This is a genomic window from Cupriavidus sp. GW822-FHT03E04 (genome assembly GCF_058801495.1).
Genome location: NZ_JBXANI010000013.1, coordinates 50,988 through 67,400, shown reverse-complemented (window position 1 = coordinate 67,400; position 16,413 = coordinate 50,988). Strand labels below are relative to the sequence as shown.

General features: G+C 66.8%; 16 protein-coding genes. 3 read left to right on the top strand and 13 right to left on the bottom strand.

Annotation, left to right across the window (positions count from 1 at the left end):
* Window positions 1-5: 5 nt before the first annotated feature.
* From AC1RQC_RS20005 to AC1RQC_RS19970, 8 genes are all read right to left on the bottom strand, one after another.
* The gene (locus AC1RQC_RS20005) at window positions 6-1,727 is read right to left on the bottom strand and encodes a thiamine pyrophosphate-binding protein (protein ID WP_492375970.1); all 1,722 of its coding nucleotides are present in this window, start codon (window positions 1,725-1,727) and stop codon (window positions 6-8) included.
* On the bottom strand, window positions 1,720-2,523 hold the full coding sequence (locus tag AC1RQC_RS20000; RefSeq protein ID WP_492809144.1) for an SDR family oxidoreductase: 804 nt from the start codon (window positions 2,521-2,523) through the stop codon (window positions 1,720-1,722). Before AC1RQC_RS20000 ends, AC1RQC_RS20005 begins: the two co-directional genes overlap by 8 nt.
* A 5-nt stretch (window positions 2,524-2,528) precedes the next feature.
* Window positions 2,529-3,359: an IclR family transcriptional regulator gene (locus AC1RQC_RS19995; protein WP_174423390.1), complete on the bottom strand. Its 831-nt coding sequence runs from the start codon at window positions 3,357-3,359 to the stop codon at window positions 2,529-2,531.
* A gap of 59 nt (window positions 3,360-3,418) precedes the next feature.
* A complete protein-coding gene (locus tag AC1RQC_RS19990; RefSeq protein WP_006157660.1) occupies window positions 3,419-3,955 on the bottom strand; it encodes a cupin domain-containing protein in 537 nt (178 codons plus the stop codon).
* Between the two features lie 16 nt (window positions 3,956-3,971).
* On the bottom strand, window positions 3,972-4,742 hold the full coding sequence (locus tag AC1RQC_RS19985; RefSeq protein ID WP_492884409.1) for an SDR family oxidoreductase: 771 nt from the start codon (window positions 4,740-4,742) through the stop codon (window positions 3,972-3,974).
* The gene (locus AC1RQC_RS19980; RefSeq protein ID WP_492884407.1) at window positions 4,735-5,790 is read right to left on the bottom strand and encodes a Rieske 2Fe-2S domain-containing protein; all 1,056 of its coding nucleotides are present in this window, start codon (window positions 5,788-5,790) and stop codon (window positions 4,735-4,737) included. The genes AC1RQC_RS19985 and AC1RQC_RS19980 overlap by 8 nt, the downstream gene beginning before the upstream one ends.
* A 111-nt stretch (window positions 5,791-5,901) precedes the next feature.
* The gene (locus tag AC1RQC_RS19975; RefSeq protein WP_150983225.1) at window positions 5,902-6,207 is read right to left on the bottom strand and encodes a recombinase-like helix-turn-helix domain-containing protein; all 306 of its coding nucleotides are present in this window, start codon (window positions 6,205-6,207) and stop codon (window positions 5,902-5,904) included.
* Between the two features lie 234 nt (window positions 6,208-6,441).
* A complete protein-coding gene (locus AC1RQC_RS19970; protein ID WP_492884405.1) occupies window positions 6,442-7,329 on the bottom strand; it encodes an alpha/beta fold hydrolase in 888 nt (295 codons plus the stop codon).
* 500 nt (window positions 7,330-7,829) lie between these two features.
* On the opposite strand from AC1RQC_RS19970, the gene AC1RQC_RS19965 reads away from it, so the two are divergent.
* Window positions 7,830-8,927, top strand: coding sequence for a porin (locus AC1RQC_RS19965; RefSeq protein WP_492884403.1), 1,098 nt, complete (start codon window positions 7,830-7,832; stop codon window positions 8,925-8,927).
* Window positions 8,928-9,016: 89 nt separating this feature from the next.
* Window positions 9,017-9,997, top strand: a complete 981-nt coding sequence (locus AC1RQC_RS19960; RefSeq protein ID WP_492884401.1) for a Bug family tripartite tricarboxylate transporter substrate binding protein — start codon at window positions 9,017-9,019, stop codon at window positions 9,995-9,997.
* 84 nt (window positions 9,998-10,081) lie between these two features.
* Here the strand turns inward: AC1RQC_RS19960 and AC1RQC_RS19955 are convergent, their stop codons facing one another.
* The 5 genes from AC1RQC_RS19955 to AC1RQC_RS19935 form a co-directional block, all read right to left on the bottom strand.
* Window positions 10,082-11,203 (bottom strand): NADH:flavin oxidoreductase/NADH oxidase, encoded by a 1,122-nt coding sequence (locus AC1RQC_RS19955; RefSeq protein ID WP_492387191.1) that lies wholly within the window; start codon window positions 11,201-11,203, stop codon window positions 10,082-10,084.
* Between the two features lie 92 nt (window positions 11,204-11,295).
* Window positions 11,296-12,531 (bottom strand): YbfB/YjiJ family MFS transporter, encoded by a 1,236-nt coding sequence (locus AC1RQC_RS19950; protein ID WP_492884399.1) that lies wholly within the window; start codon window positions 12,529-12,531, stop codon window positions 11,296-11,298.
* Window positions 12,532-12,590: 59 nt separating this feature from the next.
* Entirely contained in the window at window positions 12,591-13,205 is a 615-nt protein-coding gene (locus tag AC1RQC_RS19945; protein WP_492376112.1) for a TetR/AcrR family transcriptional regulator, read from the bottom strand.
* A gap of 252 nt (window positions 13,206-13,457) precedes the next feature.
* A complete protein-coding gene (gene waaC, locus AC1RQC_RS19940) occupies window positions 13,458-14,456 on the bottom strand; it encodes a lipopolysaccharide heptosyltransferase I (protein WP_492376111.1) in 999 nt (332 codons plus the stop codon).
* Between the two features lie 256 nt (window positions 14,457-14,712).
* Window positions 14,713-15,318, bottom strand: a complete 606-nt coding sequence (locus AC1RQC_RS19935; protein ID WP_492376116.1) for a cysteine hydrolase family protein — start codon at window positions 15,316-15,318, stop codon at window positions 14,713-14,715.
* A 139-nt stretch (window positions 15,319-15,457) separates the two neighbouring features.
* Here AC1RQC_RS19935 and AC1RQC_RS19930 point away from each other — a divergent pair, with 139 nt between their 5' ends.
* Window positions 15,458-16,330 (top strand): LysR family transcriptional regulator, encoded by an 873-nt coding sequence (locus AC1RQC_RS19930; RefSeq protein ID WP_492809140.1) that lies wholly within the window; start codon window positions 15,458-15,460, stop codon window positions 16,328-16,330.
* Window positions 16,331-16,413 lie beyond the last annotated feature (83 nt).

Genomic DNA, 16,413 nt, shown 5'->3' with positions numbered 1-16,413 from the left:
CTCCCTCAGGCGGTCACAGTGCTGCGTTCGGCCGCGCGTGCGGTCTTCTCGGCGTCGGCATCCGCTTCCTTGTTGACCGGCGGGCCTGCGAACGCGGTCTTGAACGTGCCGATGGACAGCATGTCGATTTCCAGCAGGAACGGGCCGGATTCGATGGTGGCTTCTTCCAGCGCGGCACCCACGTCGGCCAGGTTGCTGACGCGGCGATGGCGCAGGGCCAGCGATTGCGACAGTTGCGCATAGTCCGGTGTATGCAGGTCCACGTAGTGGCGCCGTCCGCCGTATTGCGCGTCCTGGATGTTCTTGATCACGCCATAGCCCTTGTCATTCATCAGCACGAAGACCACGTCGGCGCGCTCCTGCACGGCGGTAGCCAGTTCACCCAGGTTCAGGATGAAGCCGCCGTCGCCGGCCAGGCAGAATGTCTTCTTGCCGGAAGCCGTCACTGCCGCGCCCACGGCGGCGCCGATGCCCATCGCCAGGCCCTGGCCGATGCCGCCGCCCAGCGCATGCACGCCGGCACGGGAGTCAAAAATGCGCAGCTGGCGATTGCCCCAGGTGCTGTTGGAGACGGTCACGTCGCGCACCCAGTTGAAATTGCGGCCCACCGCGCCTTGCAGCGCTTCCACCAGCGCCGAGTACGGGCCCAGGCCGTCGATCAGGCCACTCATGGCGAACTCGTGCGCGCTGCGCAGGTCAGCGGCAAAGTTCGGGTCCACCTTGAGCTTGCCTTCCAGGCGATCGGCCAGGCCATCGAGTGCCAGCGCTGCATCGCCGCTGGCGAAGTAGTCGCTCTGGTAGCAGCGGCCTTCGGCGGATGCATCGGCATCCACACGGAACAGCGGGCGCGGCAGCTTCAGTTCGTACTTCAGCGTTTCATTGCCGCGCAGGCGCGAGCCCACCACCAGCATGGCGTCGCAGGTTTGATAGAACTGCTCCACCGGCTTGTGCAGGTTGAACGCGCCCAGCGAGCGGGGATCGTCCTCGGCCACGATGCCGCGGCCTTGCGTGCTGGTGACCACGCCAAAGCCCAGCGCCATCAGGCGCTTGACCTGCGCGCCAGCGTGGCGTGCGCCGCCACCCAGCCACAGCAGCGGGCGCTTTGCCTTGGACAGGCGCTCGGCCAGTTCGTCCAGCGCGTGGGCGGACGGCACATGGGTGGGCACCGCCAGCGGGCGCAGGTCGGTCGGCATCGGGATCAGCGCGGCCTGGATATCGATGGGGATTTCCACGCTGACGGGGCCGGTCGGCGCGGTCAGCGCGGTTTGCACGGCGAGCTTGATGGTGCTCAGCGCGGTATCTGCGCTGCGGATGCGGAACGCGGCCTTGGAGATGGCCTTCAGCATGGTCAGCTGGTCCGGCGCCTCGTGAATGTAGGCCAGGCTCTGGTCCAGGTACGGCGTTTCGATCTGTCCGGTCAGGTGCAGCAGCGGCGTGCCGGCGGTCAGTGCTTCGACCATGGCGCCGGCGGCGTTGCCCGCAGCGGTGCCGGTGCTGGTCAGGCACACGCCCAGTCCACCGGTGGTGCGGGCGCAGGCGTCGGCCATATTGGTGCCGCCGGCTTCGCCGCGCGCGGGCACGAAGCGGATCTTGCCGCGCTCGCCCATCGCGTCGAGGATGGGCATGTTGTGGATCGAGATCACGCCGAACGCTGCCTTGACGCCGCATTGTTCGAGGAAGGCGGCGATGGCGTAGCCCACCGTGACTTGTTGCTGTTCGTTACGCATGACGGGAAAGTCCTCCGGAAATATCGATGTGGCTGCCCGTGGTGTACGAAGACAACGGCGAGGCAAGGAACAGGATCGCGCGTGCGGCTTCCTGCGGCAGGCCAAGACGGCCAAGTTGAATATGCTTTTGCTGCGCCAGGCGCGCGGTCCACGCGGCCCAGTCGAGGTCGCGCTCGGCATCCGGGCGCGCTTCGAAACGCCGGCGCCACTGGCCCGACTCGACCAGGCCGAGCAGGATGCCGTTGACGCGGATGCCCTTGGGGGCGAATTCGGTTGCCAGCGAGCGCACCAGGTTATGCACGCCGGCGCGCGCCGCGGACGTCGCCACCATATGCGGCTCGGGTTGCACGGCCAGCAGGGAGTTCACGCAGACGATGGCACCGCTGTCCGAGCGCTCCAGTTGCGCAAGGAACGCACGCGTGGCATGGATCACCGAGAAGAACTTGAGCTGCAGCTCTTCGAGCCAAGCCGCGTCCTCGGTGCTCGAGAACGTGGAGACGCGGCCCTGCCCGGCGTTATTGACCAGCATGTCGGCGGGGCCGAGCGCGGCCTCGCTGGCGGCGGCAAAGGCGGCCACCTGCGCGGGGTCCAGCACGTCGCAGGCGGCGGCGTACAGGCGGGCTTCGGGGAAGCGTGCGCGCAGTTGGCTTTCGGCTTCGCGCAGCCGCGCTTCGTTGCGGCCGCACAGCGCCACGGCGGCGCGCGCTTCCAGCAGTTGTTCGACGGTGGCCAGGCCGATGCCCGAGGATCCACCCGTGACGACGGCAACCTTGCCGTCGAGTTCAATCATGGACATCGTCCTCACTCCCGATACAGGTTGACCACCTTGCCGTGCTCGCGCGGGCGGTAGTCCAGCAGGCGAGACAGCTCACCCGCGGTGTCTCTGACTTTCTCTTCCATCATGTCCAGTTGCTCCGGATCGATGCGCGAGGCCGGGATGGTCACGCCCAGCGCCGCCACCACCTTGCAGGTACGATCCCGCACCGGTGCCGCGATGGTCGAGATGCTGGCCTCAAAGAACGCTTCCTGCAGCACCACGCCGCGCTCGCGGTCGCGCTGCACCATCTCGAACAGTGCTTCGACCGTACGCGGCGTGCTGGGCGTGAACACTTCCAGTTGCGGCTCCGGATAGAGCTGGCGCAACTCGGCCAGCGTCAGGTCTTCGAGCAGCACGCGCCCGAGCACGGTGGCGTGCGCCGGCAGGCGGGTCCCCACGGTGACCGAACTGCTGAATGGCGTGGGCGCCACCGACTTGGCCACATAGACGATCGAGCGGCCGTCACGCACTACCAGGTTGCACGGGTAACGAATGTCGTCGCGCAGGCGATCCAGCAGCGGGCGCCCCAGCTCGGTGAGTTCCAGCGAAGCCAGGTATTCGAAACCCAGGCGCAGCACCGCCATGCCGAGGCGGTAGTCGCGGCCGCCGTCGGTGCGTTCGACAAAGCCCATCATCTCGAGCGTGGCCAGCAGCCGGAACACCGTGGAGCGGGGCACCTTGAGCCGGCGCGCCAGGTCGGCCGCCGACAAGGTGCGGTCGCGGCGGCTGAACTCGGCCAGCAGGCGCAGGCCGCGTTCCAGTCCGGGCACGATGTACTTGTCCTGGGTGTCTTCCGACAGGCGTTCTTGAGTCATGAGATGGCTTGTGTTTCAACTGGGCCGGCACCCCGATTGGCGCGCCGGCCGCGCGCTGTTCAGCGCTTGACCTTGGTGAGCGGATGCTCGGGCGGGTACGTCGGCGTGATCGGCTTCTTGGCGCCGAGCATCACGCACATCAGCGCGTCTTCCTCGCCGATGTTGATTTCCTCGCGGTACACGCCGGGGGGCACCGAGACCAGGTCGCGGTCGGTCAGGATGGTTTCGAAACGCTCGCCGTCCTTTTCCAGGATCAGCTTGATCTTGCCGCGCATGACGAAGAAGACTTCTTCCACGTCCGTGTGCAGGTGCGACGGGCCTTCGTGGCCGGCCGGGATGATCATGGTCGAGAAGGTGAAATTCTCGGACGGCACGGTATTGGTGTCGGTGGCCACGCCGGTGCCGCCGGTGCCGAGGTAACGCATCTGCGCACGGCGGTACTTGGGATCGTAGTCAGCCTGGAACTTCAGCGCGTCCCAGTCGTAGCGGCGGGTGGAGAAACGCGCGACGCGGCTCTCCATCCACTGGTCGAAGGAAGCGCCGGACGGCTGCTCCCAGGAACGCTTGATATTGTCTTGTTGGGAAAGATCGCTCATTTGGATTCCTTCTAGCTCAGTGCATGACGAAGCCGCCGTTGACGGCCAGCGTCTGGCCCGTCACGAAGCGGGACAGGTCGGACAGGGCGAACAGCACGGCCCCGGAGACATCCTCGGGTAGCTGCTCGCGGGAAATCGCGCGTTGCTCGCGATAGAGGTCGCGCCGCTTCTGGGGCACGTATTCGGTTGCCTCCACCAGGGTCAGCCCCGGTGCGATGGCATTGACGGTGATCTGGTCGTCGCCCAGCTCGCGCGCCAGCGAACGGGTCATGCCGATGATGGCGCTCTTGCTGGCCACGTAGGCCAGCAGGTTGGGCGCGCCCCACAGCGGCGTGTCGGACGCCAGGTTGATGATGGCGCCGCGGCCCGAGGCGCGCAGCGCCGGCAGGCAGGCGGTGGTCATCAGCCAGGTGCCGCGCACGTTGATATTCATCACGCGGTCCCAGGTGGCGATGTCGATCGCGCTGGCGTCGCGGCCACCGGAATCGGTCACCGCGGCGTTGTTGACCAGGCCGTCCAGGCCACCCAGCCCGGCCGCCGCCGCGTTGGCGCAGGCCGTCACCGATTCGGAGTTGCCCAGGTCGAGCACAAACGGCAGCGCCGTCAGCCCGCGGGCCTGCAGCGCAGCCGCTTCCTCGTGCAGGCGGTCCGCGAGAATGTCCGCCATGGCGACGGCGGCGCCGGCTTCGGCAATCGCGGTGGCGAAGGCCAGGCCAAGCCCGCGCGCGGCGCCGGTCACCAGCACGCGCCGGCCAGCCAGCAGGTTGTGGCGATCGATCTCAGGCATGGCTTGCCACCCCGCCAACCGGCTTCAACATGGCAACGGGCTCGTCGGCGACTTCCTGGTCGGCACGGCGGCGCAGCAGGCGGCGCACGCGGGTGATGCCGACATCGTGCTGGTACAGCGTTTCATGCTCGCGCGCGTTCGGCGCCATCATTTCCAGCACCACGCGGTCTTGCTCCAGCACGTCCCAGTGCAGGCCCTCCAGGCGGTTGCGGTACAGGAAGCGCCAGACATCGCGCTCCCAACCCTGCACGTGACGGGTGCGCCAGAAGAACACCATGCAGTGCTCCTCACCCACCGGCGTAGCGATGCCAACGATGCCGAAGGGACCGCCAGGGCCCACCTTGGCGCGATACGGGATGGCCAGGCGCAACCACATCGTGCCGGTTTCGCCGAACTCCACCCAGTCGAAGTTCACGCCGCGCTGGCCGGTCTTCTCGAACACCAGGCCGGTGTCGGTCTCGCGCACGGCCATCACAGCCTGCTTTTCGCCGCTGGCCATCGAGTGCGACACCGCGTGCAGGTAGGCGCCGTGCATCGGGTCCATGACGTTGTCGATGGCATAGCGGTAGTTGCAGTCCCAGTGCGCCACGCACAGGAAATTGGTGTGCTCGTCGCTTTCCAGTTCTTCCGGCAGGCGCAGCGCATCGGCTTGCGCTGGAGCGCGCTCACCGAACCACAGGAAGATGGCACCGGCCTTTTCCTGCACGGGGTAGCTGCGCACGCAGGTCTTGCCTTCAAGCGGGCAGCTGTCCACGGCCGGTACGCTCTTGACCTGGCCATCGCCACCCACTTCCACGCCGTGGTACCAGCAGGCCACGCGGTCGCCAAGGTTCCAGCCCATCGACAGGCGCGCACCGCGGTGCGGGCAGCGATCTTCCAGCGCGTGCACCTGGCCTTCGCCATCGCGCCACAGCACGATGTTCTGGCCCAGGCGCGTAATGCCGACCGGTGCATGCGTGACCGCCCATGCGGCCGATACCGGATACCAATAGTTGTGCAGGCCGGTGTTCAGGCGCGCCTCGGCACGCGCTTGCTTGTTCGATTCCATTGTTTGCTCTCTTGCGGGTACCGGATCGGATCGCTCTTTCGAGGGGCGCCTGATGGCTCTGCCCTTCGCGACGCAATCGCTTTGATGTTCTTGAACTGCGTGGCGCCTCGTTCAGGCGCCCAGGCGACGCATTTCGGCGAGGAAACGCGCTTCGGTCCAGGCCTGGCCATCCGCGCCCAGCAATCCCGCCTGGTTGAACGAACGCACGATGTCTTCCGGGCTTTTCGCACCGGCCTCGAAGGCAGCCTCCAGCGCATCGCCCAGCGCGTCTTCGTAGGCGGTGGGCATGGCGGCGCGGGTCTGCCACACGATGTTGGCGACCTTGCCGGGCTGCTCGATGTGGCCCTTGCCGGCGACATTGTTCGGAGCCGGACGCTCCCAGGGCGCCAGATTCGGGTTGTATGCGAGGTTTTCCATTGCGCTACTCCTTTCCCTTATTGCCAACCGGCTAACCGAGCGTTTTGTTTCATATATAAAACGCTGATTTAAATATTGAACACAGACACCACTATAGACAACGAAACTTCAAAAATTGACTGGGGTTTACCCTTTTGATCTACCAATGCCACGAGAACGTGGCATCGGCATCGGCGCGGCGGCCTGAGGCGGGTGGGTACGAAGGAACAGGACGAGGAACAGGAAGTGGGAAAGCTAGGCCGCGGCAAGCCCGTGGCGAATCCAGCGCGCGACCCGGCTGGCCTGCTCCACGTAGCAGGCATGCCCGGCATCCGGGATCAGCTCGAACGGCAAGGCAAAGCGCTCCGCCAGCGCCGCGCACCCGGGCGGCGGCGTCACGACATCCAGCGCGCCGCAGCCGACCCGCACCTTGACGCCCTGCCCCCGGCGCCCAAGGTAATCGTCAATGGCATCGCCGCACAGCATCGCCACCGCCTGCCGGTAACCGTCCGGATCCAGCCGGCGCATATTCCAGCGCACCCAGGCTTGCACATCGGCGCTGGCCGCGGCGCTCAGCAGGCGGCCGGGACCCCGCTCGGCCAGGCCTTCCACGCCCACAGCCGCGAGCGCTTCGAGCCGCTGGCGCGCCACGTCCCTTGCCTTGTCCTGCCTGCCGGGACCGCCGTATCCCTGCGCCGGGCTCAGCAGCAACAACTGCGCGGGCAGCAGCGCCGGGCTAGCCTCGGCCACATAGGCGGCCGCCATCAGCGCGCCGAGCGAGTGCCCCACGATCACATCAGGCCGTACGTCCAGGGCGCGCATCAGGTCCTGCAGGCGCAGCGCGTAGTCGGCAGCCTTGGGCGCTGCGATGGGCAGGGCCGGCGAATTGCCATAGCCGGGCGCGTCCCACGCAATCACGCGCGCGTGCGCCGCCAGCAGGCTTGCGCACGACAGCCAGGAGGCCGCGCCGGAACTGATGCCATGCAGCAGCACCACCACAGGCCCGTGGCTGCCGCCGCACCGGTAAGCGAGTGGCGCGCCGTCGCGGCCGGCGGCTATGCGCCGCTCGCTGAAGCCGCTATCGAGTGCGCGGAGCAACGCTTCATCCGGCTGGGGTAGCTGCGCTGGGTTAATTTGTTCCATATATGAAACCATAGTTTGCGAATAAAACCTAAGAAATATAGACCGCCTGAATCTGGAAATTGATCCGGGTTAACCCCCTGCAAAAAAAACTTCGTCAGGCCCGGCTCTCCGCCGACGTTGGAGCCCCCGCAAATCCCCTTTTTGGCGCAACGGCTTGGCACAGCCTTGCGTACCAATACGGGCGCGGCTCGCCGGCCTGGCGGCTGCGCGCCCACCGTCTTCGTTGTTGCGCAGCATGGTGCGCAACAGCGCCGTACTGGTGCAGGCCACTCGTCGCTTCTCCGCATCACTAGGGATTACCCACCCATGTGTTTCCCGAAATGAACAGCTATATTTTGCTCGTTGTTTCTTATGTAATCTGATGTTTTATATATAAAACACAAGAAGATGGAAAGTGCTCATTACGGTATGCACGGACCCAGCTCGAAGATGGCCTGACGAAGCGCTGCAACGCCAACCGATCGACACGGCGGAAAAGGAAAAGGAAGAGGAAACGAACGATGAAACTTGGACGGATTGCACTGGCTGCCCTTGCAGCCGCAGTACCCATGCTGGCCTCGGCCCAATCGACGGTGACGCTGTATGGCGTCGTCGATACCGGTATCGAGTATGTGAACAATGTTGGCGCGGCGAAGGACAACGTGGCCCGCGTGAACACGCTGACGGGCACGGTGCCATCGCGCTGGGGCATCCGCGGCACGGAGGATCTCGGTGGCGGGCTCAAGAGCCTGTTTGTGCTCGAATCCGGATTCGCCCCCGATTCCGGCACATCCAACCAGGGCGCGCGCCTGTTCGGCCGGCAGGCATTGGTGGGACTTTCCGGCCCCTGGGGCCAGGTCGCCCTGGGCCGGCAGTACACCATGCTGTTCTGGGCCACGCTGGACCCGGACATCCTCGGCCCCAACGTGTACGGCTCGGGCTCGCTCGACAGCTATCTGCCGAACGCGCGCGCCGATAACGCAGTGTCTTACAAGGGCACCTTTGGCGGCTTCACGGTAGGTGCTACCTATAGCTTTGGCCGCGACACGGTGAACGCGGGCCCGAGCCCGGCCGGCACAAACTGCGCGGGCGAGAATGCTGCCGACAGCAAGCAATGCCGCGAATGGTCGGCCCTGCTCCAGTACGACAACAAATGGTGGGGCGTGGCCGCGGCCTATGACTCGCTGCGTGGCGGGCCTGGCGCGTTTGGCGGCCTGACCAAGAGCAACCAGACGGACGACCGGCTCTCGCTCAATGGCTACGTGCTGCTGTCCAAGACCAAGATGGGCCTGGGCGTGATCCGCCGCGACAATGACGGCAGCCCCACACCGCGCAGCGACCTCTGGTATGCGGGCCTGGCATATGACATTACGCCAGCCTTCACGCTGGCCGGCCAGGTCTACTACCTCAAGTACCACAACAGCGACAACAAGGCGATGCTGTACGCGCTGCGTGGTACCTACGCCTTCTCCAAGCGCACCTCCGTGTACGCCACGGCTGGCTTCATCGACAACGGCGGCCAGCTCGCCCTGTCGGTCAGCGGTGCCCAGACGGGTTCCAACCCGAAGCCCGGCGGCAACCAGCTGGGCACGATGATCGGCATCAAGCACACGTTCTAAGCGCCGGCGCGTCGCTGCGCGGCACTGGCTGGCATGCAGCGCGCAACGCGCTGCATGCCAGCACGAAGTCAACCTAGAGGCGTTTCCCCATGAAGCTCGCAACTCGCATTCTGTTTGCTGCCATCGCGGCCACGACGGCCATGATGGCAGGCGGCGCAGGAGCGCAGGCCTACCCCACCAAACCCATCACGCTGGTCGTTGCCTACCCGGCCGGCGGCGACACCGACGTACTGGCCCGCCTGCTCGCCGAGAAACTCTCGGCGCGCCTGCGCCAGTCCGTGGTGGTCGAGAACCGCACCGGCGCGGCCGGCACCATCGGCAGTTCGTACGTCGCCAAATCCGCCGCCGATGGCTACACCTTGCTGGTCGCGCCCAACACCGTTGCCATCGCGCCGCTGGTGCTCAAGAACGGCACGGGCGCCAGCTACGACGTGCGCGGCGATTTCACGCCGGTGGCCCAGCTTGGCGTGCAGTCGCTATTCGTGGTGGTCAACAAAGGCACCGGCATCACCAAGCTGCCTGAGCTGGTCGCGCGCGCCAAGGCGGGTACGGTGCAGACCTACGCCACGCCCGGCAACGGATCGCCCATGCACATCCTTGGCGAGCTGTTCAACAAGGCCGCGGGCGTGAACCTCTCACAGGTGCCGTATCGCGGCACCGCGCCGGCGGTGGTCGACGTACTCGGCGGGCAAGTGCCGATGACGTACTCCACGCTGGGCGCGGTGGCGCAATACATAGGGACGGGCGCCATCGTGCCGCTGGCCGTCGCGGACATGAAGCGCTCGCCGTTCGCGCCGAACGTGCCGACGCTCGCGGAGCTGGGCTACAAGGATGTCGAGGTAGGCGCGTGGCAAGCGCTGCTGGCACCCAAGGGACTGCCGCCGGAGTTGGTGAAAATGCTGAATACGCACGTCAACGACATCCTGAAAATGCCTGACGTGGTGGCACGCATGGCAACCATCGCCATCACGCCCGTTGGCGGCGAGCCCGCAACGCTAAGCAAGCTGATCGCGTCGGACTCGGCACGCTACGCCAAGATCGTCAAGGAGTTCGGCATCCAGGCCGATTGATGGATCGACTGGCTGAGCCTGTGCAAGGCGACGGCGTCCGGCTTGCCCCGCGGAATCCGGACGCCGCTTGCTTTCCGGCGCAGCCTAGCGCTGCCCGAAACTGGCATCAATGAACAGGTCCTTGTACTCGCGCGGCTGCGAGCGCCAGTATTGCTTTGGCGCATGCACCTGCGCGCCAAGCTTGGCCGCCGCATGCCATGCCCAGCGCGGATCGTAGAGCATGGCGCGCGCCAGCGACACCGCATCGGCTTCGCCGTTGGCGATGATGGCCTCCGCCTGCTCGGGCTCGGTGATGAGCCCCACCGCGATGGTCGGCAAGCCCACCTCCGCCTTGACCCGCTGTGCGTAAGGCACCTGGTAGCCCGGCCCCAGCTTGATCGCCTGCGCCGGCGAAACGCCGCCGGTGGTCACATGGATGGCCGCGCAGCCACGTGCCTTGAGCGCGTTCGACAGCGCGATCGTGCCTTCGATATCCCACCCGCCCGGCACCCAGTCGGTGGCCGAGATGCGGGCCCAGACTGGCTTGTCCGCGGGAAAAGCCGCGCGCACGGCGTCGAACACCTCGATCGGGAACCGCATGCGGTTCTCCAGGCTGCCGCCGTATTCGTCATCGCGCTTGTTCGCCAGCGGCGACAGGAACTGATGCAGCAGGTAGCCATGCGCCATGTGGAGCTCGATGCCATCGAGCCCGAGGCGGGCCGCGCGCCTGGCCGCGGCAACGAAATCGTCCCGCACCTTGTCCATGCCCGCGCGGTCGAGCGCCAACGGCGCATCCTCGCCCTCGGCGTGCGGCACGGCGGATGGCGCCAGTGTCTTCCAGCCTGACGGCTGGTCCGGCCGGATCTGGCTACCGCCTTCCCAGGGTGCGTGGCTCGATGCCTTGCGCCCGGCATGCGCCAGCTGTATCGCCAGCGCGATCGGCGAATGCGCCCTGACGGCCTTGATCACCTTGCCGAGCGCCGCCTCGTTTGCATCCGAGTACAGGCCGAGATCCCCCGGCGTAATGCGCCCCTCCGGCGACACGGCCGAGGCCTCGATGATCAGCATCGCGGCGCCCGACAGCGCGAGCTGGCCAAGGTGGATCATGTGCCAGTCGGCGGCCGAGCCTTCCTCGGCCGAGTACTGGCACATGGGCGCGATCACGATGCGGTTTTCCAGCCGTAGATTGCCAATCGAAAAGGGTTGGAACAACTGACTTTCACTCATGGGAGAGACTCCTTGCTGTCTGTAGCGCCGGCTTGCGGCAGGCATGGCATCTCATTCTAGAACGCCTGGTTTTTTTGCGTCGTCGCGCCATTTCAGTGCGCAGCCACCGCAAGCGGCGCGCGCCGCGTGACGAGATCGGCGACCAGCGCCAGGCCCAATGCCGCGGCGCCGCACAGGAAGATCAGCGCGTAATTGTTGTGGGACAGCGTGAACAGGTACGAGTAGCCGTAGCCGCCAAGCGCCTGGAACAGCGCGAAAGCGGTGGTGGCACGGCTCCACGCGGCGCGCTGCTCGGCGTGGTCATGCGGCACCATCTCGTGGATGCGTCCAAGCACGAGCGGCACGATGCCGGGCGTGAACAGGCCCAGGACCACGGTGGCGACGCCGACCAGCACCGGGCTACCCGACAACGCGAGCGTACCCACGGCGATCGCCTGCAACAGCAACGCGAGCCGATAGGCAGGGCCAAAGCCGATGCGGTCGGCCACGTTGCCGCACACCAGGGGGCCGGCGATGGCAGCAACACCATACAAGACCCAGTAGCCTGCGCCAATCTCCGCGCCTCGGCCGAGCCCGCGCGCCACGTAGTCGACCAGCAGCACCATGGCCGGCACAAGGCCCAGCGCGTTCGCGGCGTACTGGCCGTACAGCACGCGCATGGCGGTGCTCGCACGCCGAGCCGGCCTTGCGTTCACGCTGGACGCCGCTACCACCGGTGCCGCCGGTGTGGCGCCCGGCCAACCGAACCAGCTCACGGCGGTGAGGATAGCCGCGAACACGCCCAGGCCGATCCACGTGTCCTTCAAACCCAGGCGCAGCAACTCCGGAATGATGGTGCCCGAGGCGGCGATGCCCAGCCCGAGCCCCAGGAAGATCATGCCGCTGGCAAAGCCGCGCCGCGCGGCCGGGATATGCGGCAGGATCGTGGTGGCGACCAGCACCATGATGGCGCCGCCGGACACGCCGGAAGCAAAGCGCCAGACAAAGAACCAGCTCACCGACAACGGATACGCGCAGGCAAAGAACGCGGCGGTGGCAATCACCATCAGCAGACGCAGCGCATTACGGTTCGACAGCGCCGTGGCAAGCGGACGGCCCAGCAGCGCGCCGGCCAGGTAGCCCGCGAAGTTCGCCGCGCCCAGCGTCACCGCCTGCGACGACGTGAACCACTGCGCCTGGATCAGCGGCGGAATCAGCGGCGTGTAGGCGAAGCGCGCCAGGCCGATGGCCACCAGGCTGGCGCACAACCCGGCCAGTGTGGCGAACAACGCGCGGGCATCGAGTGTCGATGCCATGGGACCGGGGATGGTGGCTGTGTGCTCGGACATGATGCATTCCTACGGATACGGTGTGTGCGTTTGTTGCGCTCATGCGAGCTCATGCGAGCTCATGCCGTGCGCGGTCCGGCGGGCAGCGGCGGCAGGCCCAGCAGGCTAAGCGCTGGGGCAACAGCCCCCGTCAGCAATGCCCGTTCGGGCCTGACCCGGGCCAGCACGCGCACGCCGAGCAGCACCGCCAGCAGATGCGCAGCCGCATCCGCCGCCGGCATGGCCGCGGGAATCTCGCCGCTCGCCTGCCCCGCTACCATGCAGCGCTGAAAAAAATCCTGGATCTGGGCGAGTTCGTCGGCGATGCCTTTCCGGCAGGCTTCGTCGCCGGGCGTGGACTCCACCGCGGCATTGACCAGCATGCAGCCGCGGTGCTGCACGTCCGCGACCGAGCGCTCGACGATCTCGCCAAAGAACGCCGCAATGGCATGCGCTGGCGATTGCGAAGATTCCAGCCGGCCGATGCGCTCGCGCAGGGTACGGTCTAGGTAGTGCTCCAGCGCCCGCAGGAACAACCCGCGCTTGTCGCCGAAGGCGTTGTACAGGCTGGGCTGCGTCAAGCCCGTGCACTTCACGAGATCGCGTGTGGAGGTGGCCTCGAAGCCATTCGCCCAGAATGCGTCTCCCGCTGCCTCCAGCACCTGCTGCTCATCGAATTCGCGTGGTCGCGCCATGGTGGCTCCGGCTTGCCTGACTTGGGTCGGTCGGGGTGGATAGTTTCTGTATCACACGATATAGAACGCATTATATATCGGTCGATATAGAACACAAGGCAAAAATGCGGGCAAGCGTGGGCAACGCAGACGGCCGCCCGGATGGACGGCCTGCATTCCGTGATGAACAAGGGAAGCGGCGCGGGCGCCGGGCACTGCCGGTACCGCGCAAGTGGACAGGACGCCCCGCCGTTGCGGCGGGGCGGGCGGCGATCAGCCCTGGCTGGCGGCCACCAGTTGCGGCCTGGACTGGCCGGCCGTGACCTGGCCGATCGCGGCGAGCACGTCCGCAATCTCCGGCACCACGCCACGCGCGCCAACGGAGACGGACTGCCCGGGCGTGTTAATGCCGAAGTGCTGGCTGTCGGTTACCGTGAACAGCATCACCGACGGCTTGCCCAGCGCATCCGCCAGATGCACGAAACCGGTATCGGTGCCAACCACGAGCGCGGCGGCATCCACCCGTTGCGCGCATTCGGTAATGGTCATGCGCGGCAGGACCTCGGCACCGGGGATCTCCGCTGCCAGGGCTTCGGATTGCTCGCGCTCCGCGGGCGAGCCCCAGGGCAGCTGGATCCGGTAGCCGCGCTCGGTGAGCGTCCTGCCGACCGAGATCCAGCGCTGCGCAGGCCATTTCTTGGCCTCGACGGAAGTCGCGTGGAACAGCATCGCGCGCGGCACGCCATCGGCATTGAGCGGCGCCGCGGGCGCGGGCACGCGCAGCGCGTAATGCTCAACGGGATCCAGCGGATAGCCAAGCGCGTTGGCCACCACCATGCGCATCTTGTGGCGCGCGGTAGCGTCGCCATGCGGCCCGAAGATCTGCGTGTAGGCAAACACGGCGCGCGCCTCGCCAAGGTACTCGGCGGCGTAGCCCAGGCGCCGGCTGGAGCGCGCCAGCCAGGCCACGATGGCGCTCTTGTACACGCCGTGCACATCCACCACCACATCGTACTTCTCGCGGCGCAGGGCCCACAGCGCGCCGATGATGGCACGCAGGTCGGCCCAGCTGCGGGATTTCTTGAAGCCGCGCAGCGGCGGCGCGATCACGCGATCCACGCCCACGGCCCAGCGCGGAATATCGGCGCACGACGCATCGGCCACCCAGTCGATCTTGGCCTCGGGATAGGCGCGCCGCAGGTCGGACACCAACGGCAGCGTGTGCACCATATCGCCCAGAGAGGTGATCTTGATGAGGAGAATGCGTTTCATGGAAATGGAGAATCGGGTTGCGGACGGATCTCGCTGGCTGGCAGCGAGGCCGTAGTATGCACCAGCCCCATGGGCGGCGCACCAATTTGCAAGCCCTGCGACGGCCCCGCATGGGATTCGCGCGGCACCCGGCGCCAGCCAGCGGTACACCGCATTTTCCTTTGACTTTCCTTAACATGGGTACCAGCGTGGGACATACGGTCGGCAGAGGATCCACCACGCATCAGGTGGCCCTCTGCGCCCCGTTCCCGCCAACTCAGGCCCAGGCGCCAGGGCCAGCCACCACGGTGGCAAAGCGGTCATGCAGCGCCGCCAGCGAGTGACGGTGGATTTCCGCTGCCGAGAGCGGCGCCCCGCCCAGCGGGTCAGGCAGGTCGCGCGTGGCGCAGGCCGATGCCACCACGGTGCTGCGATAGCCATGATCGAGCGCTGAGCGCACCGTGGCGCTGATGCACATATGCGTCTGGAAGCCCGCCACGATCAGCTCCTTGCGCCCTAGCTTGTCCAGCATGGCGGCCAGCGTGGTGCCGGCAAAGCTGTTGGGCAGGCCCTTGACCACGGTGTGCTCGCCGCCAAGCGGCTCCAGCCCTTGGATGATGGCCGCATACGGGCCCTCGGGATCGAAGGCGCCGCCGCTGCCGGCCCGCCCGTGATGCACCACGTGCACCACCGGGCTGCCATGCTGGCGCGCCAGCGCCAGGAGCTCGCCGCAGGCCGCGATGGCAGCGGGCATGCCCACCAGCGGGAGCTTGCCGTCGACATACTCGCGCTGGTGGTCGATCAGCACCAGCGTGGCAGCTTCCCACGCCGAAGGAAGGCGGCTGGCGCCGGCGAGGTCGAGCAGGGTAAAGGGTGTGGTCATCATGGCTCCTAGTGCTTGTGCGTCAGATGTCGGAAACGGCGTGGGAATACACGGGCAGGCGCCACCAGGGTGACTACCATGCAAGCGATGATAAGCCGCGCTATGCTGTTCGCCAATTCTCAACTGGCTCACATCCATTGTGCAAAAACGTTCACTCCACTGGGATGACCTGCTCACCCTGTCCACGCTGATCCGCACCGGCAACTACTCGGCCTGTGCCCGCGAGCTTGAAGTCACGCACGCGACAGCGATCCGCCGCATCCGGCGGCTGGAGACGGCGCTCGGCAAGCCCGTGGCAACACGCACCGATGGCGCGTTCGCGCTCTCTGCGGCCGGCCGCTCGGCGCTGGCCGCGGCGCAGCAGATGGAGAGTTCGGCGCAGCGCTTGCTGCGCCAAGTGGAGGACGCCGGCAGCGGCGTCTCCGGCGTGGTCAGCATCGCCTGCACCGCCGCGCTCGGCAGCCACTTCCTGACACCACGCATGTTCGGGCTCTATCGCGCGCACCCGCAACTCGAGGTCAGGCTGGAAACGGACAATCGCATCGCCAGCCTGGCACGGCGCCGCGCCCACATCGCGGTAAGGCTGGCGCGGCCGCAGGAAAGCGATGCCATCGCGCAGCGCGCGGGCAGCATGGGCTTTGGCCTGTATGCGCCGCTACGGCCCGCCAACGCCGGCCCGTGGCGCGAGCAGGATCTCGACGGCGCGCCATTGTGCGGCTTGCTGGACGAAGGCCTGGCGTTGCCGGAATCCGAATGGACGCGCACGCTGGCGGCACGCACGGGCTTCCAGTCGAACAACCTGCTGGCAGTGCGCGAGGCCATTCGCAACGGCTTGGGCATCGGCCTGCTGCCGCACTACCTGGCGCGGGACGATGCCCGGCTCGCGCTGGTGCGCGAGGTGCCGGAGGTCGTACGGGAAATCTGGCTGGCATATCCGCAGGAGTTTCGCGGCGCTTCCCGGTTCCGGCCCGTGATCGACTGGCTGGCCGGGGAACTGCGGCAATGCCCGTGAGCCTCGGAAGCGGTTGAAAAGGCGGAGGCAGGCAGTATAGTTGCCTGAAGCATGCCCGCCCCCACGGGCTCGCGCACGGTGCT

Coding starts and splice junctions, on each gene's coding strand:
- AC1RQC_RS20005 (WP_492375970.1), bottom strand. CDS start 1,727: ATGCGTAACGAACAGCAACAAGTCACGGTGGGCTACGCCATCGCCGCC.
- AC1RQC_RS20000 (WP_492809144.1), bottom strand. CDS start 2,523: ATGTCCATGATTGAACTCGACGGCAAGGTTGCCGTCGTCACGGGTGGA.
- AC1RQC_RS19995 (WP_174423390.1), bottom strand. CDS start 3,359: ATGACTCAAGAACGCCTGTCGGAAGACACCCAGGACAAGTACATCGTG.
- AC1RQC_RS19990 (WP_006157660.1), bottom strand. CDS start 3,955: ATGAGCGATCTTTCCCAACAAGACAATATCAAGCGTTCCTGGGAGCAG.
- AC1RQC_RS19985 (WP_492884409.1), bottom strand. CDS start 4,742: ATGCCTGAGATCGATCGCCACAACCTGCTGGCTGGCCGGCGCGTGCTG.
- AC1RQC_RS19980 (WP_492884407.1), bottom strand. CDS start 5,790: ATGGAATCGAACAAGCAAGCGCGTGCCGAGGCGCGCCTGAACACCGGC.
- AC1RQC_RS19975 (WP_150983225.1), bottom strand. CDS start 6,207: ATGGAAAACCTCGCATACAACCCGAATCTGGCGCCCTGGGAGCGTCCG.
- AC1RQC_RS19970 (WP_492884405.1), bottom strand. CDS start 7,329: ATGGAACAAATTAACCCAGCGCAGCTACCCCAGCCGGATGAAGCGTTG.
- AC1RQC_RS19965 (WP_492884403.1), top strand. CDS start 7,830: ATGAAACTTGGACGGATTGCACTGGCTGCCCTTGCAGCCGCAGTACCC.
- AC1RQC_RS19960 (WP_492884401.1), top strand. CDS start 9,017: ATGAAGCTCGCAACTCGCATTCTGTTTGCTGCCATCGCGGCCACGACG.
- AC1RQC_RS19955 (WP_492387191.1), bottom strand. CDS start 11,203: ATGAGTGAAAGTCAGTTGTTCCAACCCTTTTCGATTGGCAATCTACGG.
- AC1RQC_RS19950 (WP_492884399.1), bottom strand. CDS start 12,531: ATGTCCGAGCACACAGCCACCATCCCCGGTCCCATGGCATCGACACTC.
- AC1RQC_RS19945 (WP_492376112.1), bottom strand. CDS start 13,205: ATGGCGCGACCACGCGAATTCGATGAGCAGCAGGTGCTGGAGGCAGCG.
- waaC (WP_492376111.1), bottom strand. CDS start 14,456: ATGAAACGCATTCTCCTCATCAAGATCACCTCTCTGGGCGATATGGTG.
- AC1RQC_RS19935 (WP_492376116.1), bottom strand. CDS start 15,318: ATGACCACACCCTTTACCCTGCTCGACCTCGCCGGCGCCAGCCGCCTT.